The sequence below is a fragment of the Ralstonia sp. Ralssp110 genome (assembly GCF_047325135.1).
Lineage (GTDB): Bacteria > Pseudomonadota > Gammaproteobacteria > Burkholderiales > Burkholderiaceae > Ralstonia > Ralstonia mojiangensis.
The window spans coordinates 386,310-410,992 of the sequence record NZ_CP168609.1; the positions used below are offsets into that span (position 1 = coordinate 386,310).

The following is a 24,683-nucleotide window of genomic DNA, read 5'->3' on the forward strand; positions in this document are numbered from 1 at the left end:
GCACTCGTCTCCTTCCGCATTCCACCCTGTCCAGACCGGCCCTGCGTCAATTTGACCAAGGCGCGACTGTCACTTTCGGTTTCAAACCGAAGCCAATTCTCCATCCCAATGGTCGATGCATCGGCTTGGGGGCAATTGCCCCAGCCTGCCTACCCATACTGCTCGACCATGGACCACTTTCTCTCGCACCTTCATCCCGAACGCCTGAACTTCCTCTGGGACGCCTCCAGCCGCCTAGCCATCAGCCTGTGTGCGGCGCTGCTCATCCTGTGTCTCGGCTGGTGGATCTCAAAGCGCGTCGGCCATTGGCTCAACCGGCTGATGGGCGGCCAGACCCGCGTCGACGCCACGCTCACGCCCATCCTGTGCGACATCGCCGTCTGGGGCATCCGCATTCTTGCCATCGTTGGGGCGCTGTCCCGGGTGGGCATTGAAACGGCCAGCATCATTGCCGTACTGGGCGCAGCCGGCCTGGCCATCGGGCTGGCGCTGCAGGGCACGCTGCAGAACATTGCGGCGGGCATCATGCTGCTCGCGCTGCGGCCGTTCCGGGTGGGCGACTACATCGATGGCGGCGGCGGTGAAGTTGCCGGCACGGTGGAAGAAGTCAGCCTGTTCATGACGCGCCTGACCAAGCCTGACGGCATTTGCGAATACGTACCGAACAGCGCGCTGTGGAGCCATTCCGTGCGCAACTACACGCGCAACCCGACCCGCCGGCTGGATCTGGAGACAGAGGTCTCGCTGCAAGACGATATTCCGCGAGCCCTTGATGCGCTCAAAACGCTGGCCGCCAACGAACCGATGGTGCTGGCCGACCCGCCACCGCTGGCCATGGTGATGCGTTTTGACGACAGTGTTGCGGTGCTGAATCTGCGCGTCTGGGCCAGAACCGAGCACTTCTGGGACATGCGCTGGACGCTCGCCCAGCAAGTCCGCGCCACCCTCGCAGATGCCCGCTGCGCCGTGCCCATGCGGATTCGCGAGCTCCATATCGTGCAAGACGCCGCTCCAGAAACGGAGGGCGAGCCTGCCCGCCAAGGCCGCAAAACTGCCCAGACCCTGGCCGGATGAGGGTCGGGATTTTCTTGTGCATTCGCAAACGCATTGCATAGACTCACCTTTCAAGGCATCCCTTACAGGCAAACGCATCATGTGTCGCTGGCTGGCGTATTCAGGCAATCCCATTCAGATGGAGACAGTGCTGTTCCGGCCGCGGCACTCGTTGATTGACCAGAGCCTGCGCTCCCGCCTCGGCGGCGAGACAACCACCAACGGCGACGGTTTCGGCATCGGGTGGTACGGCCGCTACTCTGAAGTGCCCTTCCGATATCGTTGCCTGCACCCCGCGTGGAACGACACCAACCTGCGTGAAGCCGCCCGCGCCATCCGCTCGTCCATGTTCATCGCCCACGTGCGCGCGGCAACGGACACCCCCGCCCAGGAAACGAACTGCCACCCGTTCCGCTACGGCCGGTGGCTTTTTGCGCACAACGGGCTGATCCGCGAATATCCGTTGCTCCGCCGCGCGCTGATGATGGAAGTGGCGCCCGAGCTGTTTCGCTGGATCGAAGGCTCGACCGATTCCGAGATCATGTTTTTCCTGGCGCTCTCGTTCGGGCTTGACCGCGACCCGCGCGGCGCGCTCGAACAGATGGTCGGGCTGATCGAAGACATCGGCCGCCGCCACGGCGTCGAATACCCGCTGAACATGACGGTCTGTGCAACGGACGGCGTCCAGATCGTGGCAGCGCGCTATTCCAGCGAGGGCGAATCGCGCTCGCTCTTCCACAGCACATCTTTCAAGCACCTGCACCAGCTCTATCCTGACAGCGCCGCAATTGAAGACGCAGGGGACGGGGCGTTTCTTGTGCTGTCAGAGCCGCTTGTCGACCTGCCCGGCGCCTGGGCGGAGATCCCTGAAGAGACTGTCGTGATCGTCAAGGGCGGCATGGTCGAGCACCACCGTTTTGTGCCACGAACGCCCGGCCCCACGGGTTTTGACCTGCCCGCCAACCAAGCCACTTACGGACGCGAAGCAAGCTGATCGCGCTCCCGCTGGGGTGACATAGGCATCACCCCACTCCTTTTTGCCCCCTCCGCTGAAGCCTCCTGACAAAACGCTGTCAGGAGCCCTGCGTTACGCTCGCGCTCGCGACATGTTTCGTAGCCGAACCGGATCTTCATAATCCGCTACAGTTTACGGTTCGAATTCTGATTGCCGGCGCAGCTGCCAATGGTTCACCCGCGCCAGCATTCCCCCTTACCTCCAAGCTCCAAGGAACGCCCTCCATGTCCTCCGGTGTCATTCGCCTGCGCGGAGCCCGTCAGCACAATCTCAAAAACCTCGATCTGGACCTGCGTACGGGCGAAATGACCGTCGTGACCGGCCCATCGGGGTCCGGCAAGTCCAGCCTCGTTTTCGACACGCTCTACGCTGAGGGGCAGCGCCGCTACGTCGAGACCTTCAGCGCCTATGCGCGCCAGTTCCTGGACCGCATGGACCGGCCGCAGGTCGAGCACGTTGAAGGCGTGCCCCCCGCCATCGCCATCGACCAGACCAACCCGGTGCGAAGCTCGCGCTCGACGGTCGGCACGATGACGGAGCTGAACGATCACCTGAAGCTGCTGTTTGCGCGCGCCGCACAGCTGTTCGACCGCGACACCGCGCTGCCGGTGCGCCACGACACGCCGGAAACCATTTACGACGAGCTGCTTTCGCGCACGCGCGAGGGCGATCCGCGCCTGGTGGTGACCTTTCCCGTCGAGCTGCCCGCCAATACGAGCCCCGAAGAAGTCACGCAGTGGCTGTCGGTCAGCGGCTATACGCGCGTGCAGGCCGAGCGCGTGGTCGAATCGTCCACGGGCAAGCGCAAGCTGCTCGACGTGGTGGCCGACCGCTTCCGCCTGCAGGGCACCGAGCGTGCCCGCGCCCTGGAGGCCATCGAGTCGTCGCTCAAGCGCGGCGGCGGGCGCGTCAGCGTCTACGTGCTTCCTGCCGATGAAGGTGCGGAGCCCACGATCTGGCGCTTTTCCACCGGCCTGCACTGCCCCGAAAGCGACCTCCGCTACGCCGACCCGCAGCCCGCGCTCTTCTCGTTCAACTCCGCTTACGGCGCGTGCGATGCCTGCCGTGGTTTCGGCCGAGTGATTGGCGTCGACCTGGGGCTGGTGATCCCGGACGAGCGCAAGACGCTGCGCGACGGCGCCATCAAGCCGATGCAGACGCCGGCCTGGAAGGAGTGCCAAGACGACCTGATGCGCTACGCCGCCGCAGCCGACATCCCGCGCGGCACGCCGTGGGCAGAGATGACCGAAGCCCAGCGCAATTGGGTCATCAACGGCGACCCGGCCTTCAAGCGTGGCGGCTGGAACAAGCAGTGGTACGGCGTGCGACGCTTCTTCGACTACCTGGAGTCGAAGGCCTACAAGATGCACATCCGCGTGCTGCTCTCCAAGTACCGCAGCTACACGACCTGCGAAACCTGCGGCGGTGCACGATTGAAAACCGAGTCGATGCAATGGCGCCTCGGCACCAAGGAAAACGCCGACGCCGTGCTCGCACCCGAACACCGCTTCATGCCGCGCGGCGTGGCCTGGAGCCGCGCCCAGCTCGAAGCCTTGCCCGGGCTGACCGTGCACGACCTGATGCTGCTGCCGATCGAGCGCATCCGCCGTTTCTTCGACGAACTGACGCTGCCGTCCACGCTGCTCGACGACGCACTGAAGCTGCTGCTGGACGAAGTGCGCACGCGCCTGGCGTATCTGTGCGACGTCGGCATCGGCTATCTGACGCTCGACCGCCAGAGCCGCACGCTGTCTGGCGGTGAAGTGCAGCGGATCAACCTGACGACGGCGCTCGGCACATCGCTCGTCAACACGCTGTTCGTGCTGGACGAACCCAGCATCGGCCTGCACCCGCGCGATCTGGATCGCATTGTCCAAGCCATGCAACGCCTGCGCGATGCGGGCAACACGCTGGTGGTCGTCGAGCACGATCCTTCGGTGATGCTGGCCGCCGACCGCCTGATCGACATGGGCCCCGGCCCCGGCGAGCGCGGCGGCAACATCGTCTTCGACGGAACGCCGGCGGCCATCCGCCACGCGGACACACTCACGGGCGCGTATCTGTCGGGCCAGCGCCGCGTGGCCGATGCGACCGACTGGCAAGCGCGTCCCGTCAACGACGCCACGCCGCGTCTGGTGCTCGAAGGCGCAGCGGAACACAACCTGCGCGATGTCACGGTCGAGATTCCGCTGCAGCGCCTGGTGTGCGTGACCGGCGTGTCCGGCTCGGGAAAATCGACGTTGATCCAGGACGTGCTGCACCCCGCGCTGGCGCGGCACTTCGGCAAGGCGACGGAATCGCCCGGCGCATTCCGCGCGTTGCGCGGCGCCGATCAGATCAGCGACGTGGTGTTCGTTGACCAATCCCCGATCGGCAAGACCGCGCGTTCTAACCCCGCCAGCTACGTTGGCGCGTTCGATGAAATCCGCAAGCTGTTCGCCAAGGCACCGATGGCGCTGCAGCGCGGCTACACGGCCGGCACGTTCAGCTTCAACTCGGGCGACGGCCGTTGCCCGACCTGCGGCGGCTCGGGCTTCGAGCACGTCGAGATGCAGTTCCTATCCGACATCTACCTGCGCTGCCCGGATTGCGACGGCACCCGTTATCGCGCCGAAATCCTGGAAGTGAAGCTGCCGCGTGCCGGCCGCGCATTGTCGGTGGCCGATGTGCTGGAGCTGACGGTGAGCGAAGCCGCCAGCGTGTTCGCTGATGACGCCGAAGTACTGCGCGTGCTGCAACCGATCGTCGACGTGGGCCTGGAGTATGTGAAGCTTGGCCAGCCGGTGCCGACGCTCTCCGGCGGCGAGGCGCAACGCCTGAAGCTGGCGGGCTTCCTGGCCGAAGCCGCACAGGCCGCCCAGGCCGCGGCGCGCAAGCGCGTGAAGCAGGACGTGCCCGCCAACGCCGGCCGCCTGTTCATGTTCGACGAGCCGACCACCGGGTTGCACTTTGACGACATCGCCAAGCTGATGCGCGCGTTCGGCAAGCTGCTCGACGCCGGGCATTCGCTGATCGTGATCGAACACAACCTCGACGTGGTGCGTGCGGCGGATTGGATAATCGATCTCGGCCCCGAAGGCGGCGATGCCGGCGGCCTGCTTGTCTGCGCCGGCACGCCTGCGCAGGTCAAAGACTGTGCTGCATCGCACACCGGCGCCGCGCTCAAGCAATACGAAGCCAGCGTCGGCCAGCCGGAAGCCATCGAAGGCGTACCGCTGCAGACGGCACTGGCCGAGCGCCGCGCCAAGCGCGCTGCGCTTGCGGAAGTCCAGGGCGAAAACGTCGTGCGCATCGTCCACGCGCACGAGCACAACCTGAAAGGCCTGAACGTCGATATTCCGCACGGCAAGTTCAACGTGGTGACGGGCGTGTCGGGTTCGGGCAAGTCGACGCTGGCGTTCGACATCCTGTTCCACGAGGGGCAGCGCCGCTATCTTGAATCGCTCAATGCGTATGCGCGTTCGATCGTGCAGCCCGCGGGGCGGCCGGAAGTCGATGCCGTGTACGGCATTCCGCCCACTGTGGCCATCGAGCAGCGCCTGTCGCGTGGCGGCCGCAAGAGCACGGTGGCGACCACGTCCGAGGTGTGGCACTTCCTGCGGCTGCTGTATGTGAAACTGGGCGTGCAGCACTGCATCCATGACGGCACGCCGGTATCAGCGCAAAGCCCGGAGGCGATCTTTGCCCAGCTCATGCGCGACCATCGCGGCCAGCACATCGGCCTGCTTGCGCCGCTGGTCGTGAACCGCAAGGGCGTCTATACCGACCTGGCCAAATGGGCCAAGGCGCGCGGCTATACGCATCTGCGCGTCGATGGCGAATTCCTGAGCGTTGATCCGTGGCCGCGCCTGGATCGATTCCGCGAGCACACGCTGGAACTGCCCGTGGGCGACATCGTTGTCTCGCCGGAAAACGAAGCGGCGCTGCGTGCGCTTCTGGAACAAGCGCTGGAGTACGGCAAGGGCATCATGCACGTGCTCGCGCCGCTGGATGGCCTGCAACACGCCATGCACCACGGCGGCACGGCGCACGTCGGCAACGTGAAGGTGTTTTCGACCAAGCGCGCGTGCTCGACCTGCGGCACCAGCTACCCCGAGCTGGACCCGCGCATGTTCTCGTACAACAGCAAACATGGCTGGTGCGCGAGCTGCGTCGGTACCGGATTGGCGCTCACGCGCGAACAGCGCGCCGCGTTTGACGACACCGTGCTCGGCGGCGATGATCGCGGCCGCGAGCAGACGCTGCCGTCGGAGGAAGTCGATCCGGAAGGCATGACCGACCTGCCCTGCCCGGATTGCCACGGCACGCGCCTGAACCCGACGGCGCGCGCGGTGACGTTTGCCGACAAGCCCATCGTCGACATTGCGCAGTGGACGGTCAGCCAGACCCGCCGCTGGGTCGAAGGCCTGGACCTCACCGGTCGCGACGCCGACATCGCCCGCGACGTGGTGGCCGAGATTCACAGCCGCCTGTCATTCCTGGAGGAAGTCGGCTTGGGCTACCTGAGCCTGGATCGCGCCGCGCCAAGCCTGTCGGGCGGTGAAGCACAGCGTATTCGGCTGGCTGCGCAACTCGGCAGCAACCTGCAAGGCGTCTGCTACGTGCTGGATGAGCCGACCATCGGCCTGCATCCGCGCGACAACCGGATCCTGCTCGACGCGCTGCGCAAGCTGGGCGACAAGGGCAACACGCTGGTGGTGGTTGAGCACGATGAAGACACGATCCGTCGCGCCGATCACATCATCGATATCGGCCCGGGCGCCGGCAAGCGCGGCGGCACGTTGGTGGCTCAAGGCGGCGTAGCGGACCTGGCAGCCCAGCCGGATTCGCTCACTGGTCGGTTCCTGTCGCAGCCGATCGAGCATCCGCTGCAGCCGCGCCGTCAGGTGGTCGCACCACGCATCGGCGCTCAGGCAGTGCCCGAGCAATGGTTGACGGTGCACGGCGCCAAGCTGCACAACCTGCGCAACGTCACCGCAACGATGCCGCTGTCGCGCCTGGTGGCCATTACGGGCGTATCGGGCTCGGGCAAATCGACGCTGGCGCGCGATGTGTTGATGACGAACCTGCTCGATGCGGTCGGCCGTTCGGTGCTGTCTTCGCCGGCCACGCGGCGCGCACGCAAGGCCGCGCAGGCTGAGACGCCTGAGGCGAAGATGCCGCGCAAGCTCGACGTCAAACACGACTGGCACGGCTGCGACAGCGTCACCGGCTGGGAAACCATGGACCGCGTGCTGGAAGTCGACCAGACGCCGATCGGCAAGACACCCCGTTCGTGCCCGGCGACGTACATCGGCGTGTGGGACACCATCCGCAAACTCTTTGCCGACACGCTGGAGGCGCGCGCACGCGGCTACACCGCCTCGCGCTTCTCCTTCAACACCGGAGACGGCCGCTGCCCCGCCTGCGAAGGCCAGGGCGTGCGCACCATCGCCATGAGCTTCCTGCCTGATGTGAAGGTCGGCTGCGACGTCTGCCACGGCCAACGCTTCAACGCCGAGACGCTTGCCGTCACGTGGCGCGGCAAGAACATCGGCGATGTGCTCACCATGGAAATCGACGAAGCGGTCGAGTTCTTTGGTGCGATGAACAGCATCGCCCACCCGCTGCAGTTGATGAAGGACGTTGGCCTCGGCTACCTGACGCTCGGCCAGCCTTCGCCCACGCTGTCCGGCGGCGAGGCGCAGCGCATCAAGCTCGTCACCGAATTGTCCAAGGTGCGCGATGACCTGACCCGACGCGGCCAGAAGGCGCCCCATACGCTGTACGTGCTGGACGAGCCGACCGTCGGCCTGCACATGGCCGATGTGGCCAAGCTGATCCGGGTGCTGCATCGCTTGGCAGACGGCGGGCACAGCGTAATCGTGATCGAGCACGACCTCGACGTGATTGCCGAGGCGGACTGGGTCCTCGATCTCGGCCCGGAAGGCGGCGATGAGGGCGGCACGATCGTCGCGGCTTGCGGGCCGGAGGCGTTGACGCGGGTGGCGGCCAGCCACACTGGCGCAGCATTGGTCCCGGTGCTAGCGCGCGGCAAGCAGGTCGATCCGAGCAAGGAAGGCGCGACGGTCTGACGTGGCGCGGCGGTCTTCACCCTGGTGGAGACCGTCGGCCCTGCCCGTCGCGTCGTGTGGCGTCGGCAATCCTTTCGCTTTCCTGAGCAAACCCGGACAAAGAGCCTGCCCAAGCAGGGTTTGCCCTAAAGAACCGGGCTGCGCTGCCGTCACATTGTGGAGATTGTGAAGAAAGCGTTTGCGCGCGTCCGACCATGGCCACTTCGTCCACGAGCAACACCTACATTCCGCCGATTTCCATTCCGGGCATCGGCACGAATATCGACGTCAACAACCTTGTTACGAAGCTAATGCAGGCGGAGAGCAAGGGCATGACGCTGCGGCAGACGCAGCAAAAGGCGTTTCAGACGCAGTTGTCGGCGGTCGGCTCCCTCAAAAGCGCGCTGTCGACCTTCCAGACCGCGATGGCGGCCCTGAACAACCCGGACACGTTCACGGGTAACAAGGCCAGCGGGCACGACACGTCAATCCTCACTGCTTCGCTGTCCAACACGGCGCCCGCCGGCACGTACCAAGTCAACGTGACGCAGCTTGCTCAGGCGCAGGTGCTGTCGGCCAACGGGCAGGCATCCAGCAAGACGCCCATTGGCGGCGGCACGCCCACCACCCTCACCTTTTCATTCGGTAGCGTCTCGGGCGGCAGCTTTGCCGACGGCAAATACACCGGCGCCACTTTCACGCAAAACGGCAACCAGGCCGGCGGCTCGATCACCATCGACCCGTCGAACAACACGCTCGCCGGCATCCGCGACGCCATCAACAGCGCCAACGTGGGCGTCTCGGCCAGCATCGTCAACGACGGCAGCAATTCGCCCTATCGGCTGGTGCTGACGTCCACCGCAGGCGGTGCCAACTCGGAGATGAAGATTTCCGTGTCGGGCGACCCCGCACTGCAATCCCTGCTGAGCCACGATCCGGCCGGCACGCAGAACATGACCGAGGTGGCTACGGGCCGCAACGCCATGGCCACCGTCAACGGCATCAGCGTGCAAAGCGCCACCAACACGCTGACGGACGTGGTGGATGGCACCTCGTTCACGCTGGCGAAGACGGGTAGCACGACCGTCACGGTCGGCAGCGACGCTGGCCAGGCCAGCCAGTCGGTGCTCAATTTTGTGAAGGCGTACAACGCGCTGCGCATCCAGCTCAACGCGCTGACCAAGTTCGACACCGCCAACGCCGCCAACAACGGCGCGCTGGCCGGCGACGTCAGCACCAAGATGATGATCAACCAGTTGACCGACGTGCTGGGCCAGGGCATCGGCAACGGTGCGTTCCAGTCGCTGGGCAGCATCGGCGTGACGATGGACAAGGAAGGGACGCTGTCGATTGACGACCCCAAGCTGACCGCTGCCCTGAAGAAATCGCCCAGCCAGGTGGCGGCCGTGTTTGCCGGCACGGGCACGGCGACGGATTCACTGCTGAAGGTTTCGGCGTTTTCGACGGCCACACAGGCCGGCAGCTATGGCATCAACGTTACGCAACTGGCCACGCAGGGTTCGCTGAAAGGCTCGGCGGCTGCCAACACGACCATCCAGAGCGGCGTGAACGATAGCCTGTCGGTCACGCTCAGCGGTATCACGACCAACATCAAGGTGCCCGCGGGCAGCTACACCCCGTCGAGCCTGGCCGCGCAGATCCAGAGTCAGATCAACGCATCGCCTGACCTGCAGAGGGCGAAGGTCGAAGTGGCCATCGGCGCCGATGCCAACGGCGTGCTGACGTTGACCGACAAGCAATACGGATCGGTATCGACGGTGTCTGTGTCAGGCAATGGCGCGGCGTCGCTGCTCGGCGGCAGCCCGACGGCCACGGCCGGGCGCGATGTGCAAGGCACCATCAACGGCGCTGCCGCCACGGGTTCGGGCCAGAACCTGTACGGCGCCAGCGGCTCGGCTGTGGATGGCCTGACGGTGCAAGTCACTGGCGGTGCGCTGGGCGACCGCGGCACCGTCACCGTGCAGCGCGGCTACGCGGCGCAACTGCACACCGTATCGGGCAACTTGTTGTCGAGCAACGGCATGGTGCAGAACGCCACCGACGCCATCAACAATTCGATCACTTCGCTCGGCACCCAGATCGACCGGATGCAGAAGCAGCTCGATGCCAAGCAGGCGCTGTATTACGCGCAGTTCAATGCGCTGTCGAAGGTGGTAGCCAGCATGACGAACACCAGCAACTACCTGACGACGCAGTTGGCGCTATTGCAGAAGCAGCGGGCGGGGGGCTGACCGCGCTGACTGCACCTTGAGTGCACAACCGCTGCGGCCATTTGCCCGGTTACTGCTGCGGCTTTCCCCACAATGGGTTTTTGTTATCCGAACCCAGCACCTGGGCGAGCACTTCTGCGTCGCCGTCACGGGTGACTGGCGTGTTCTTGCGCGCACGGGCGACCTTGGCTCGCTTACCGTGCTTCTTTGCGTGCACGGCTTTCTTGATTCCGCTTTGCGAGGCATTGCCTGAGGCCGGCACGGTGGAGGTGTGCTGGGCGCAGATGCCTGCGCTCATCCAGGCGGTGGTGAGGAGGGCTACGGCGAGTTTGTATTGCAGGTTCATATGAGAGAGCTGACTGACTTAGGAAGTGGAAACGCGAGCGCATGAGGCATACCGTGTCACCGCACGCGAGTGACCTGCAAGCATCCGCGCCCGACCATCATTTCGCGCCGGTCTTGGCGGGCGGCGAGATGGGCTGATCATCGGACGTCTCGTCCGGGTTGCGGTAGCTGGTGTCAATGGTGTAGCCCTGAGCCTTCAGCTTTTGCTCGGCGTTGGCACGCTCGGCATGCATCTGGCGTTGCAGGCCGGAAAAGAGGTCACGCCAGTGTGGGCGGTCTTGCTCATTGAACGCATTGCGCCAGAAGTTGGCGTAGCCCTCGAGCTTGACTTTGACGAAGTACGCGCCCGGCTCATCCACCTTCATGCGCGTCGAGTCTCTGGACATCTGAACGTCCATGTAGACCCCGTTGAGATAAAAGCGCCACGAGGTCATGTCGGGGAGTTTCATCCAGTCTTCCAGGCCCGGCACATACTCCGGGTCCAGTGAATCCACCCCTTGGTCTTTTACGAGCCGATAGCGAAAGGCCTCGGCACCTGCCAACCGCGGATTTTCCGGATATATCCACCGCTTCCAGCCGGCCTGCTGGATACGCTTGAGCATTTCGTAGAACTGCAGGCGTGCCTGATCGTGCGTAACGTTGTTTCGCGGGGGGATGCCCAGGCTGATGCTGTAGTCGTAGATGCCTTCTTCAGCGTGGGCCTTGTCGAACGAACCCGAGACACCCAGGGCTGTGTCCAGACGCACCTCGCTCTTTTGGTTCTTGATGACGACCGTACCTTGCGAGCTGTCGGGCCAATCCACCGCATAGAAGGTAACGCCGTAGGCCTGCTCATTCTTGTTGTCAACATCCACGGCCTTGCCATAGCGCCCAATGAGCGCCTGCGGCGACTCGCCGATCTCAATCTCAATACTTTGCGGCATCACTATTTTGCTGGATGACTTGCTGGTGGAGGAAGGCTGGCACCCCATGACCAGGAGCGCGGCCAGCGTTGCGAGAAGACACGAAACCGTGCGGCGTGTTCGAACCATCATCGTGCGGGGGCTGTTTCGTCGGGGTAGCGCACGCTGTCCGGCGTGCCGACCCAGCCAGCCATGGTCGAGAGTTGCGCTTCCATTCCGCGCGGATCCTTGATCATCAGGCCGTGAAACTTATCTGCAACCAGGCCAATCCACTTCATGCGGCTATCGTAGTTTTCCAGTTTCGTGTTCTCCGGAGCGACGTCCTCAAACGCTGGCAAGTCGGTATCGCACGCCGCCACGAAAGCCACCTTGAGCTTGGGTGCCATCCAACTGGTGGCGACCCCTACTGCATGGCCCCACGTCCATTTGCCGACATCGGCGCCACCACGCTGTACTTGTACCCACCAAGCGAAATCCGAATCGTTATAGATCAGCGGTTGCAAGATGTTCCCTTGTTCATGGCGGGCCAGGGCCATGAGATTCTTGAACTGGAAATCTCGTCGTTTCACGTCGCTCGTGGCTCCGTCAAACTCTTTGACTTTATCGAACGCCTCTTTGACTTCTGGCGTCCACCGCAGGTTTTTGATCTTCGGCAGCGCCTCGCCAGCCCACGGCATCTTGTGCACCTGCTCCTTGACCTTGTCCACGTAGGTGTCTACGTCGCGCATTTTCAAGCACGTGTCGAACGAGTCAGCATCGAAGTTGTGATACCAGTGCCATGCAGCAATATCGTTAAACAGCCAGAAGTTACCCTTGCCTAACCCCGTACGCACGGTATCGCCCACCGCCCGGGTCGACAACTGCAGGGTCTCCAACGAGCATGCCACTGTTTTGCTGGCAAAGGCACCGAGCGCCATCCAGTAGTAGCGTCCCTTTTTCCTCGGGTCTCCATGCTCCTCCTGCTCAAGGTAGAGGCGGGCATAGGTGGCGGCGATACGCCGAGCCCGGGCCGGAAAGAAGTTGATGAGGCGGTTGTTTTTCTCGCCCTTGCGGTTAGACAGCCGCAGATAGCAAAACTGTTGTGCCAGCGACCACATCGTCGGGCATTGACAGTTCACATCGACGCAGCTGTCTGGGCGGTCGTTGGTGATAGCGGTGACGGTCGTTTCATCGCTCATGGCTCGCGCTTGATGTCCTCGTAGCTTATGTCGTGCTGACGTATTGGTCGGGCCCGCCGGTGTGAGCATGCTCATCCACCTCGGTCTCGTGCCACAGCAGCGAGAAACGCAACTGCTGTGGAGCCTCGGTACCGATGCGAGGGGTACCACCCGTATTGGATTGCGTCTTGGATTCGTGCCCGTCGCCCTGCGCAGCCGTGATCTGGTACGGCGTCGGCCGCATCGGTTTGCCGTTCGGGGACAGCAGACGGAAGGTTTCATCATAGAGCCCGAACGATGTCGTCGGGAACCCTGCAGGAGTGACGGTTTTGCTCACCGGCCCCTCAAACGTCCGCTGCGCCGCCTTATACGTAATCGGCCCCGCACACTCCACGGTGATATTCCCACCTTCGAGCGTGATCGACGCTCCGCCGGCCGTGGCGATGCGAATCCGCTTGGCGGCTGCAAAATCCACATTCATATTGGCCGACACCAGCTTCAGGTCCTGCTTGGCCATCAGCTTGAGTACGTCGTGCTGCGCCTGTACGTCGATGTTGTCTTGCCCTGCGGTGAGCTGCAGGCCGATGTTGTTGTCACCCGCCTTCGACAAACCGGCAGCCACGCCAATCGCCTGGCCGGCATGCATGCGCGCCTGTTTGCCGACGGCGAGGTTGGTGTCTTGGCCGCTGCCCAGCGCGATGCTTTCGCCGTTGGTGAGCTGCAGGTCTTGCCCGGCCACCATGACGAGGCCCGCTCGGCCTGCAAGATGCGCGATGGCTTCGCCCTGATGCGGCACCTTGCCTTGCGTGGCGGTGTTGCCGGCGCTGGCGTCTTGCTTGGCGGCGTCAAGCGCCTTGCCGTCGACCATGCCGGCCACCGCCTTGGCTTGCTTGGCCAGCGGGGCATCGTCGTTCTTGGCGGTGTCGAGTGCGGCCGTCTGGTGCGTAACCGCACCTTGGCCCAGCGATGACGTCAATTCCTTGGCTTGCTTGATCAACGCAATGCCTGCCGCGTTGTCGCCGGTGGGCACGGCTTTGCCGCTGCTGGCGTCGCGGTAGGTGGTCAGCAGCAGGCCTGCCTGGCCGCGCACGGCGGCGTGGCCATCGGTGCGCAACTCGAAGCCTTGGCCGCGGAAGCTGCCGCGCCGATTGTCTTGCTGATGGACGAGATGCCCAAGGTTGAGCTGGCTGAATTGCTGCGTGGTAGCGAGCTGCGTGCGCAACTGGCCGTCGCTGTCATCAAAGACGAGGTGGTTGTAGCCGCTGCCGCCGTGTTCCGCGCTCTTGAAGCCAGTGTGGGCGGCGGCGTTGCGGTGACCGTCGGCCTCCGTGCCCATGCCGTGCCACGCCGGGCTGTGGCCGCCGGCCACGTTGCCTTGCGCGCTGGCGGCGCTGTCGCTGCCTTGCTTGTAGAGGGCTGTGCTGTCGTTTTGGTCGGATGCGCCCTGCCCGCCCGGCGTGGGCGCAATGCCGGCCTCGCCCTGGCCGTTGTACAACGAGCCGATCACGACGGGCTGATCGATGTCGTCTTCGCTGAACTTGACGAGCACTTCTTGCCCGATACGCGGCAGCCATTGCCAGCCCATGCCGGAACCGGCCTGCCGCTGCGCGACCCGCACCCAGCGGCTGCTGCGGTCATCCGCACGCTCGCCTTGTTGCCAAGGGAAGCGCACGCGGATTTCGCCTGCGGGGGTGGCGTGGTGTTCGCCCTCTCCGCCTGCCTGCGTCTGGCCGTCCGGGCCGACCACGATAGCGCTGTGCACGCCTTGCGCGGTAGGTGCGGCGTACAGGCGGCCGCAATCGGGTTCTGTCACAGCGGGGCGCCACGGCCGACGTGCATCGCTTGCGCGGAACATTCCCGCGTAGCCGTGCGTGCGTGCGGCCTTGAGCAGATCGCCAGTTGGGGCGTTGCGCTCGACGGGGCCTTCTGCCTCCTGGAAACCGAAGATGCCAGGGCCGGATTCCGGTGCGCTGGGCGGCGTATCGAATTCCAGCGCGGCGTCGAGCCCCCCCAAACGCTGGCTGAGCGCGTTGTGCGTATCGACGGTCAGGTTGTTGATGCCGCAGTGTTCGACCAGATCCATCAACAGCGGATAGGCGCCTTCCACGTCTTGCGGCAGGTGCGGGCAATCCACCACCTGCAGGCGCGTGCCGCTGCGTAGCGTACGCACCGTGCCACGCCCCGAAAACAACAGCGCGCGCGCCTCCAGGCTTTCCATGACCTGTTCGGCAATGCGCTGGGCATTGGCGGAATCGGGGGCCAGCGACGGACTGATCGACAGATACGCATCCGGGCTCCCCGCGCTGGTGGCGAAGCGGGCAGGCGCGTGGGCGCGAGCGCTCTGCTTGCCTTCCGGGTCCCACGCGGCCACAGCCACGCCGCCCACCGTCGTGCGGCTGTGGCAGGCGAGTTGCTGGATGGCGTCGCGCTCTTCCAGGCTGTGCGCGCGGTGGAAACGGATACCGCCTGCCGATGCGGACTCCGCATCTTCCGGCAGCTGCGTGCTGTCGGCAAAAATCACCAGCGTGTGGCCGCCATGCGCCTGGTCGTCTTCCACCGTGGTGAAACCGAGCCCCGCTTCGGCCAGCAGGCGCGTAACGAAGTGGTAGTCGGTCTCGCGAAACTGGGCGATGTGTGCGCGTGTACCGAAGTCGGCCATGCGCGCTTCAGCACCGGCCGCGTAGCGCCACGAGGCATACGGCTCGTACGGCGACAGCATCTGTTCAATGATGTCGGGCAGGGGCCGGTTCTGGAACACCTGGCTATGGCGCTGCTGCGTGGTCAGCCAGAACCAGGGCACCACGGTCAGGCGATAGCGCGTGAGGCTGCCATCCGCGCCAAGCTTCTCAGCCAAACGGATCAGGCCTGTGCGCTTGGTCTGCGTGCCATCGGCCAGCGTTGTGACCAGCGTGACGCGCTGGCCCAGCAACGATTTGAGTGCGATGCGCGCATTGGCGCTCACGGCCACCACACGCCATTCGAACAGCTCGGACAGCGCCTCCCGACCGAGCCAGGCTTCCACCGCGAGGTCCGCAAGCGGCCCATCGCCTTCCAGCGAATACAGGCGGCGTGTTGGTGCGAAGAGGTTCTGAAGAAGGGTCGTGGCGTCCATTCGCTGTCCGATGCTGCAACGCGTGGCGTATCACCGAGGGATTTCGTGAAACCAGCGCGGGCATTTACGAGGCAGCGCAATGTCGAGCATCGCACCCGCCCCCGCTCAATTACCCGATTGTAAAAACAACCAACCGGGTAGCCGGGCGGCTATTGCCCTTTGTAAGTGGGTGAATTGGCGGCCTTATTGGCCGCATTCTGCGGCGCAAGCAATGCGGCCAGCAGATCGGCGTCAGGATCATCGGGCGCCAATGTGCCTTTTTTGTTCTTGGCGGTTTTGGCAGAGGATTGCGCCTTGGGCTTTGTTGGCTGCTGCAACGCCTTAAATGGTGTATTCGTCGATTTGGCGACCAGCTTGGCGGTTGCCGTCTTGCCTTCGTCGGTATTGGCCGGGGTGCCTGAAGACTTTGCCGCCAGGGTGTGCGTGGCCGGCGCCTCGTCATGCGCCTCCTTGGCGAGTGCGCTTGCAACCGGCGCCTTGTCGCTCTTCTCCGTGGCGTGGTCTTCGCCCGCCGGAACATTGACGATGGTGGCAGCCTGTACTTCCGCCACGGGTTCGCTCGCGGAGGCAACAGGCGCCGCAGCGGCCGTGTGAGTAGCTTCCGCAGGTGCTGCTTGCGTGGCTGCGGCCGGTTGAGCGGCCGCTGGCGCTGCTTGCTCAGCCATCTGTGCGGGCGCAGGTTCGCCGCTTGGGTTCAGCATGATCCATGCGCCGATACCGGCGGCGAGCACAACGACCGCCGCGGCAACGCCATAGCGCTGTCCCGACTTTTTCGGTGCCTTGCCGCTGGCCGCGACGCGGCCTTCCAGGCTCGCCAGAATGCGCGTATGCCCGGCCTCATCGGTCTCGGATTCAGAATTGAAGAGCGTTGGTGGCCCTTCTTGTTTCAAATCGCCGTTATTACTCATCACGGGTCCAGAATTGAAATAGAATGCGCGGCGAACGTATGGATTACAAACAAGCGCCGATTCCGGTGGTGGCTGCTGATTCTAAGTCTGGCCTTGCTGAAAGACAAATGATTGACGCACGTTGCAGTATTTTCTTTATCGTTTCTTAATATTTCTGCGTAGCGAGCGCTTGATTATTACCGTTTATTAATAATTTAGAGTTCTAAATACAGATATAAATCTGGATGAATTGACGTAGGCGCTCACGCTCCGCAGGTCGGTATGGTTTTTTTCGCTCTGGTTCTCTACTTCGTTGCCATGGTGGTGGTGGCTGCCGTGCTGCTGCTGCCGTCGGTGCGGCAGCGCTGCGCGGCGTTGCTGCGTGCGCAATGGCGGCGCGTGAGCACAGGGGCTGCGGTGGTGGGCGCGCGCTCAGCAGGATCGTTGCGCGAGTCGGTGGACAACGCGACGTCGGGCGTATCGGCGTTCAAGCAGTTCGTGGTACGGCGGCGAATGTTGCTGCTCGGTGCGCTTGGCGTACTTTCGGTGCCGCCCATGCTGGCACTGGCGCTGCGCGAGCAGCAGTCGTTCGAGTTCGATGACGACCAGGTGCGCGAGCCCGATCCGCACATCTCGGCGCTGCTCAATGGCGAACGGCTGATCCCACCGCCGCCCTTGCCGCCGGAGGTGTTCACCACGCGTGAAGTCGAGCAGGTCCGCCCGGCCATCCGCGATGCGAGCCGCGACTGGAACCTGCTCGACGCGGATTTCCGCCAGCGTTTGCTGCTCGTCTACAAGATCATGCGCGACGAACACGGTTACGAAATGGCGCTGCTCGAAGGCTACCGAAGCCCCGAGCGGCAAGTGAAGCTGGCGGCAATGGGCAGCAATGTCACGCAGGCCACGGCGTTCCAGAGCTATCACCAGTACGGCCTGGCGGCGGACAACGCGTTCTTCCGCGACGGCAAGCTGATCATCAGCGAGAAAGACCCGTGGGCGATGCGCGGCTACGAGCTGTACGGCCAGACGGCGGAATCGGTCGGCCTCGTGTGGGGCGGCCGCTGGAAGATGATGGACCTGGGCCACGTGGAGCTGCGCCGCAAAGGCGTGCTCGGCAAACAGCCCGCACCAAGGCAATGACGATAGGACACATGGGGAGCATGCAATGACACGGCCCTTCATCCTGCTGGGTGACAAGACGGACCACGGCGGCGTGGTGATCACCGCATCGGGCAACACAAGCACCGGCGGCAAGGGCATCGCCTGCGTGGGCGACAAAGTGACGTGTCCGAAGAACGGCCACGGCGGCACGACCGTCATCGTGACGGGCGACCCGAACGTCATCATCGACGGCAAGCAGGCGGCGCGCCATGGCGACAAGACCGCCTGCGGCGCCACGCTCCTGTCCAGCCAAGGCAACACCGGCAGCATCTGAACGCGTACGACATGGTTGCAAGACTCTTTCGGTCCGGGCTGACGCTGCTCGCTGTCTTCGTGGTGGTGTGGATTGCCGTCATCGTGTGGTGGCAGTCCGCCAACCGCATGCCCACCACCGCCGACATCCTCACCTACCTGCTGTTGCTGCCGGTGGGCATGATCGTCGGCTATTGGGTCATCAAGCGCGCGCTCGATGGCATCCGCTCCAATGTGGCTGCAGGGCGGGAGCTGGCCGCGACCGCACCGGCCGCTGGGGGCACCGAGGCCAAAGCCCCCGACCCGCAAGACGCCACGCGCCAATGGCGCGCCGTGCTGCTGGCCAGCGCCCTGCGCGCGCCCGCGGGCAATGACGCGGCCTCGGTCGTGGACGCAGTGCAAGCCAGTACGCAACCTGGCCTGACCGATGTGCAAGGCTTCGGCCAGCCGATCTTTGCCGCGCAAGTGGAAGGCGTCGACATTGAAGACCTGCGCGCCGAACTTGCCGAGCATCATCCCGACGTCGACTGGCTGGACGAACGCCTGCGCGCCCTTTTGCTGGCCGGCCAGGTGGCCGAAGAGCTGGCAGCACACGCCGTTGCTACGGTTCCGGAAATGACCACGCCGGAAATCACGCGCCTGATCATCACCGCCCTGCTCCCGCGCGACTGGACACCGCAGCATCAAGCCGTGGCCGATGGCTGGCTGCGCCAACGCGTCGCGTTGATCTGGCCCGCCGACCGACTGACGCTTGAGCCCATCACCGCCAAGGGCGATGCCGATGCGCTGCTGCTGCTCGATCGCGCCACGCAAGGTGTGAACCGCAGCAGCGACGAGCGCGTGCTGCGCATGGTGGTGGTGGCGGATTCGCTGGTCGGCCCCAGCGCTGTCGAACAACTGATGCAGCACGAGCAATTGTTCGAAGCCAATCGCCAGCATGGCCGCGTGCCGGGCGAAGCCGCTGCGGGCGTGCTGCTGTGCGCGCCTGCCATTGCGCAGCGCCTGCTTCCGCCAACGCTGGGGGGCGAAGCCGCTGCGATGGAGTCGTTCACGATCACGCGCGCCGGCGTGGCACGGCTTGAATCGCCGACGCCTGACCGCGGCCAGCCGCAACTGCAGGCGCTCGGCGACGCCGTGGGCCACGTCCTCGATACCTTGGCCGCTGCGCCAGTCAAGGCCAAACAGGACGCAGCACCCGCCGAGAAGGCAGGCAGCGCAGAAGGCGATTCGGCTGCCGACCCCATCACCGTTGCCGGCGTCGTTTCAGACACTGGCATGCACCCCGTGCGCACCGTCGAGGTGGCACGCGTGTTTTCCGAACGTTTTCCAGCGCTGGACTTGGCTGCAGATCTGCTGCCGATTGGCACGCCCTGCGGCTACGTGGGCGCTGCAGGCCCGCTGCTCTCGGTCGTGGTGGCGCACCAGTTGAGCCAGCAGACCGGCAAGCCGGTGCTGGCCATTACCGCCAACGACATCCAGCAGCGCGGCGCCATCGCGGTGGTGCCGAGTCTGACGTGACCTTGTTCCTGATTTTGATTCCGATTCCGTCTGTTCCCGAGCCGAAGGCAACATGCAACGCTTCCTGAACTTCCTGACCAACTCACGCACGCTATCGATTCTTGGCGTGATCGTGCTGACCATCTTCCTGCTCCTGATGGCGCAGACCTTCGAGGTTGGCCTGGTCTGGGTCGGCGTCGCGCTAGGCGTGCTGCTCGCGCTGTGGCTGCTGACGTATCTGTGGAAGCGCTGGCGTGCGCGTCAGGCCAGCAACAAGCTGGAGGGCGTGCTGGAACAGGCCGCCACCGACAAGGCGGCCACGCCAGACAAGCGCGAAGAAGTGGAAGCCCTGCGCGTGCGCCTGGCCGAAGCCGTCAAGACCATCAAGCGCTCCAAGCTCGGACAGATGTCGGGCAGCGCGGCGTTATACGAGCTGCCCTGGTACATCGTGATCGGCAACCCGGCGGCGGGCAAGAGTACGGCTGTGCTCAACTCCGGCCTGCAGTTTCCGTTTGCTGACAAGGGCGGCGCGGTCATCCAGGGCATCGGCGGCACGCGTAACTGCGACTGGTTCTTCACCACCGAAGGCATCCTGCTCGACACGGCCGGCCGCTACTCGGTGCACGAAGAAGACCGCCGCGAGTGGCTCGGCTTCCTCGACCTGCTCAAGCGCTATCGCCCCAAGGCCCCCATCAACGGCATCGTCGTGACGGTCAGCGTGTCGGAACTCACGCAAAACCGCCCCGAATTCGCCATCAACCTGGCCAAGAACCTGCGCCAGCGTGTGCAGGAACTGACCGAACGCCTGGAAGTGTTTGCCCCGGTGTATGTGATGTTCACCAAGGCCGACCTGATCACCGGCTTTACCGAATTCTTTGGCGACAGCGAGAAGCAGGAGCGGGACCGCGTATGGGGCGCCACCCTGCCCTTCGAGCCGGACTCGAAGCCGGATGTGGCCGCCGTGTTCGACCAACGCTTTGACGAGTTGTGCGACGGGCTGAAGGAGATCAGCGTTGCGCAGATCGCGCTGCACCGGAACAACAAGCTCTCGCCGGGGCTGCTGAGCTTCCCGCTGGAATTTGCATCGATCAAGCCGACGCTGCGTGCGTTCCTGATGACGCTGTTCGATGAAAACCCGTTCCAGTACAAGCCGGTGTTCCGCGGCTTCTACTTCACCAGCGCGCTGCAGGAAGGCGCTACCAACAGCGTGTCGGCCGAGCGCATTGCACGCCGCTTTGGCCTGTCGACCGACGGTGCCGCACGCACGCGCGAAGTGTTCTCCAAGAACGGCTTCTTCCTGCGCGACCTGTTCTCAAAGGTGATCTTTGCCGACAAGCAAACCGTGCGGCAATTCGCCAGCCCCGCCAAGACGCGCCTGCGCATCGCTACGTTCTTTGCGCTCGTGCTGGCGCTGGGCGTGATGCTTGGCGGCTGGACGTGGTCGTACATGGGCAACCGCACGCTGACCGCCAACGTGCAGGCCGACCTCGACAAGATCGTGAAGATGCAGCAGAACCGGGTGGACCTGCAGGCTCGCCTGGAGGCACTCGACATCCTGCAAGACCGGATCGAACAGCTGGACCGGTATCGCAACGACCATCCGCTCGCACTGTCGCTGGGCCTGTACCAGGGCGACACGCTGCAGCACAAGCTGCTCGACGAGTACTACAACGGCCTGCGCCAGGTCATGCTCAAGCCGGTGGGCGGCGCGATCGAAACCTTCCTGGCAGAAGTCAACGCGCATCCGGATCAGTTGGCACCGATGGTGCGCCCGCCGGAAACCGGTGCTGTGATGACCACGTCCGTGACGACGGCCACCGCTACCGTGGGTGGTGCGTCGGGTGCATCAGGTGCCGCCGCCAATGCGCCTGCTGCACCGAACCAAGCCACGGCTTCAACCGGAGCCAAGCGCTACACCGATGCCTCGCCCACCAACGTGGAAGACGGCTACAACGCGCTCAAGACCTACCTGATGCTGTCTGACAAGCGCCACGTGGAAGTCGCACACCTGACCGATCAGATCACGCGCTTCTGGCGCGGCTGGCTGGAAGACAACCGAGGCAACATGCCGCGCGAGCAGATGATCCGCTCGGCGGAGCGCAACCTGTCGTTCTTCCTGGCCCGGGTGAACGACGACAACTGGCCGCTGCTGGAAGGCAACCTCTCGCTGGTCGACCAGACGCGTGAGAACCTGCGCCGCGTGGTGCGCGGCATGCCGGCACGCGAACGCGCCTATGCCGAGATCAAGGCCCGCGCCTCCACGCGCTACGCCCCGATGACCGTCGCACGCATCGTCGGCGATACCGGTGCCGGGCTGGTTGCAGGCAGCTACGCCGTGCCCGGCACGTTCACCAAGGAAGCGTGGCTCGGCTACGTGCAGCCCGCCATCAAGGACGCCGCCAACAAGGAACTGCAGACCAAGGACTGGGTGCTGAACGTTGCCGCGCGCGACGACCTCACGCTGGAAGGCAGCCCCGAGCAGATCCAGAAGGCGCTGGTCACGATGTACAAGACCGAATACGCGCGTGAATGGCAACGCTTCATGCAAGGCGTGGCGATCCAGGATTTCTCCAGCTTCGATCAGGCCGTCACCGGGATGAACCTGCTGGGCGATCCGACCAACTCGCCGATCCGCAAGGTGCTCGACACCGCGTATGAGCAGACGTCGTGGGACAACCCGTCGATGTTCAACGCCGGCCTGAAGCAGGCCAAGACCGGCGTGCTGGGCTGGTTCAAGCAGCTGTTCGCGCGCCAGACGCCGTCGCAGGTGAACGTCAATCTGGAGGTGGGCGGCAATGCTGAGGCCGGTGCCATTCCGATGGGGCCGGTGGGCAAGGAGTTCTCGGGGCTCGCCCGCGTGGTTGTCATGCGCGACGACAAGTCGCTGCTGCGCGGCTACATGGATTCGCTCTCCAAGGTGCGCACGCGCTTTAACCAGATCAAGAACCAGGGCGACCCGGGACCGGGTGCACGCCAGCTCATGCAGCAAACGCTGGACGGCAACGGCTCGGAACTGGCCGACACGCTCAAGTACGTGGATGAACAGATGCTGACCGGCATGACCGACAGCGAGCGCGCCACGCTGCGTCCGCTGCTGGTGCGCCCGCTGCTGCAGTCGTATGCGGTGGCGATTCGCCCGGCCACGACCGAAGTCAACAAGGTGTGGAACGCGCAGGTGTATCAGCCGTTCGCCACCACGCTGGCAGACAAGTATCCGTTTGCACCCAACGCCAAGATCGAGGCCAGCGCGGCTGAGATCGGCCAAGTGTTCGGCCCAGATGGCGCGATTGCCAAGTTTGCCAGCACGACGATCGGCCCGCTGTCGGTGCGCCGCGGCGACATGATCGCCTCCCGCACGTGGGGCGATCTGGGCATTGCCTTTGTGCCCGAGTTCACCACGGGCTTCACGCGCTGGATCGCCCCGCTCACGGGCGGTGCGGCCGGCGGCGCAGGCGGTGCAGCAGCCGCGGCACCGCAGACGGTGTTCCAGATCCTGCCGGTGCCGTCGCAAGGCGCGACCGAGTACACGATCGAGATCGATGGGCAGCAACTGCGCTATCGCAACACGCCACCGCAGTGGGCTAATTTCGTCTGGCCGAATCCGCAAGGCACCCCGGGTGCACGCGTGACGGCCACCACGTTTGACGGCCGCACGGTGGAGCTGCTCAACGAGCCCGGCCGCTTTGGCCTGGAGCGCCTGATTGCCACGGCACAGCGCAAGCGTCGTCCGGATGGCGCGTTCGATCTGTCCTGGACGAAGGACAATCTGACGGTATCGATCAGCCTGCGTATCATCAGCAGCCCGCAGACCGCCGGCACGACGGCATCGGATTCGCCGCAAGGCCAAGGTCTGCGCGGCCTGCGCCTGCCGACGTCGATTGCCGATGCTTCGGCACCGCAGAACACCCTGACGCCGCCCGTCCCGGCAGCACCCGCAGGCACGCCGCCTGCGGCGCAAGCGGCCGTGTCAACGCAGGCCGCTCGGCACAGCATCACGGAAGAGCAAGGAGGGACGGCGCAATGAGCCAGACCCAATTGCAGCTTTCGTACTTCGGCAAGCTTCCTTCGCGCGGCGATTTCGTCAAAAGCGCCAACAACGTCCAGTTGCTCGACACGCTGGACCGCTGGCTGGCACAAGGTATGGAATTGCTGGCCGAAGCCCCGGACTGGAAAACGACCTACGACAGTTGGAAGCCAGTGCAGTTTGCGTTTCTCGGCTCGCAGAGCAAGCTCGCTATTGCGGGCACGCTCATGGCCAGCAGTGATCTGTCATCGCGCCGCTTTCCGTTCCTGACGGCGGCGGCCATGGAGGTGGATCGCCCGATCAACTTCATCGCGCGCAGCCCGATTGCACTGGCGCGCCTTTGGACACGCGCCGGCCAGCAGATGATCTCGCTCGGCACGGCCACCGACGCCACTGAAGGCCTGCGCCTGCTCGCCGAAGGTCAGCACGGCGTAGAGACCGGCACGGGCGGCACGAGCACGCAATCGCACGACGCAAGCTTCTCGGATTTCATCGATTTCCAGACCGTAGCCGGCCTTGAGCAGATGCTGCGCTCGGAGGGCCACAACATCCGCCTGCGCCGCACGCTGCTGGCGCTCGGCACGCTGCTCCAACCCGTGATGGCGAACGGTTCGTCACGGCTTGAGAAAGGCCTCACGCTGCCGTTGCCGGCAGACCCGCTCTATCGCAGCCTGGTGGCGAGCTTCTGGCTGGAGCTGGTGTCGCGCTTCCTGCAGCGGGCGGACTTCGAACTGTCTCTGTTCCTGGGCGACATCAACGGCGCCGAGCGGCTGGTCATCGGCTTCAACGGCGCCTCGTCACGCACGTTGCACAGCGTCATGTCGCCGCTGGCGTATACCGAACAGAACATCAACATCGACGATCCGGAATGGGTCGACCAGCATGTCAGCGGAGATTACGGCTTGGCCAAGTTCGTGAGTTACCTGGATCAACCGCAGCTCTCGCTGCGCGTGGCAGTCGATACCTTCCGCGAAGTCTTCATCGGAGAATGAAC

Annotated in this window: 14 protein-coding genes; 9 read left to right on the plus strand and 5 right to left on the minus strand. The window is 64.5% G+C overall.

The features are described 5' to 3' along the window. The first annotated feature begins 168 nt into the window (after nt 1-168). The 4 genes from ACEN9T_RS02370 (at nt 169) to fliD (ending at nt 10,373) form a co-directional block, all read left to right on the plus strand. A complete protein-coding gene (locus ACEN9T_RS02370; RefSeq protein ID WP_413706311.1) occupies nt 169-1,074 on the plus strand; it encodes a mechanosensitive ion channel family protein in 906 nt (301 codons plus the stop codon). Between the two features lie 79 nt (nt 1,075-1,153). Beyond that, nucleotides 1,154-2,047, plus strand: coding sequence for a class II glutamine amidotransferase (locus ACEN9T_RS02375; RefSeq protein ID WP_092975262.1), 894 nt, complete (start codon nt 1,154-1,156; stop codon nt 2,045-2,047). A 245-nt stretch (nt 2,048-2,292) separates the two neighbouring features. Beyond that, complete coding sequence (gene uvrA / locus ACEN9T_RS02380) at nt 2,293-8,142, plus strand: excinuclease ABC subunit UvrA (RefSeq protein ID WP_413706312.1); 5,850 nt, start codon at nt 2,293-2,295, stop codon at nt 8,140-8,142. 194 nt (nt 8,143-8,336) lie between these two features. Continuing rightward, nucleotides 8,337-10,373, plus strand: coding sequence for a flagellar filament capping protein FliD (gene fliD / locus ACEN9T_RS02385; protein ID WP_413706313.1), 2,037 nt, complete (start codon nt 8,337-8,339; stop codon nt 10,371-10,373). Between the two features lie 49 nt (nt 10,374-10,422). On the opposite strand, the gene ACEN9T_RS02390 is transcribed toward fliD, so the two are convergent. From ACEN9T_RS02390 to ACEN9T_RS02410, 5 genes are all read right to left on the minus strand, one after another. Continuing rightward, nucleotides 10,423-10,698: a hypothetical protein gene (locus ACEN9T_RS02390; RefSeq protein WP_092975271.1), complete on the minus strand. Its 276-nt coding sequence runs from the start codon at nt 10,696-10,698 to the stop codon at nt 10,423-10,425. A 97-nt stretch (nt 10,699-10,795) separates the two neighbouring features. Then, on the minus strand, nt 10,796-11,731 hold the full coding sequence (locus ACEN9T_RS02395) for a hypothetical protein (RefSeq protein WP_175537186.1): 936 nt from the start codon (nt 11,729-11,731) through the stop codon (nt 10,796-10,798). Next, the gene (locus ACEN9T_RS02400; RefSeq protein ID WP_254775720.1) at nt 11,728-12,777 is read right to left on the minus strand and encodes a DUF2515 family protein; all 1,050 of its coding nucleotides are present in this window, start codon (nt 12,775-12,777) and stop codon (nt 11,728-11,730) included. The genes ACEN9T_RS02395 and ACEN9T_RS02400 overlap by 4 nt, the downstream gene beginning before the upstream one ends. A 25-nt stretch (nt 12,778-12,802) precedes the next feature. Beyond that, nucleotides 12,803-15,868: a type VI secretion system Vgr family protein gene (locus tag ACEN9T_RS02405; RefSeq protein ID WP_413706314.1), complete on the minus strand. Its 3,066-nt coding sequence runs from the start codon at nt 15,866-15,868 to the stop codon at nt 12,803-12,805. 149 nt (nt 15,869-16,017) lie between these two features. Continuing rightward, nucleotides 16,018-16,776, minus strand: a complete 759-nt coding sequence (locus ACEN9T_RS02410; protein ID WP_092975280.1) for a hypothetical protein — start codon at nt 16,774-16,776, stop codon at nt 16,018-16,020. A gap of 261 nt (nt 16,777-17,037) precedes the next feature. On the opposite strand from ACEN9T_RS02410, the gene ACEN9T_RS02415 reads away from it, so the two are divergent. From ACEN9T_RS02415 to tagF, 5 genes are read left to right on the plus strand one after another with little or no spacing between them, the layout of a single operon-like run. After that, nucleotides 17,038-17,895 (plus strand): M15 family metallopeptidase, encoded by an 858-nt coding sequence (locus tag ACEN9T_RS02415; RefSeq protein ID WP_092975283.1) that lies wholly within the window; start codon nt 17,038-17,040, stop codon nt 17,893-17,895. Nucleotides 17,896-17,920: 25 nt separating this feature from the next. Further along, the gene (locus ACEN9T_RS02420; protein WP_092975286.1) at nt 17,921-18,190 is read left to right on the plus strand and encodes a PAAR domain-containing protein; all 270 of its coding nucleotides are present in this window, start codon (nt 17,921-17,923) and stop codon (nt 18,188-18,190) included. Between the two features lie 11 nt (nt 18,191-18,201). After that, nucleotides 18,202-19,686, plus strand: coding sequence for a hypothetical protein (locus ACEN9T_RS02425; protein ID WP_092975289.1), 1,485 nt, complete (start codon nt 18,202-18,204; stop codon nt 19,684-19,686). 52 nt (nt 19,687-19,738) lie between these two features. Next, the gene (gene tssM, locus ACEN9T_RS02430; RefSeq protein WP_413706315.1) at nt 19,739-23,689 is read left to right on the plus strand and encodes a type VI secretion system membrane subunit TssM; all 3,951 of its coding nucleotides are present in this window, start codon (nt 19,739-19,741) and stop codon (nt 23,687-23,689) included. Further along, nucleotides 23,686-24,681, plus strand: coding sequence for a type VI secretion system-associated protein TagF (gene tagF, locus ACEN9T_RS02435; protein ID WP_413706316.1), 996 nt, complete (start codon nt 23,686-23,688; stop codon nt 24,679-24,681). Before tssM ends, tagF begins: the two co-directional genes overlap by 4 nt. Nucleotides 24,682-24,683 lie beyond the last annotated feature (2 nt).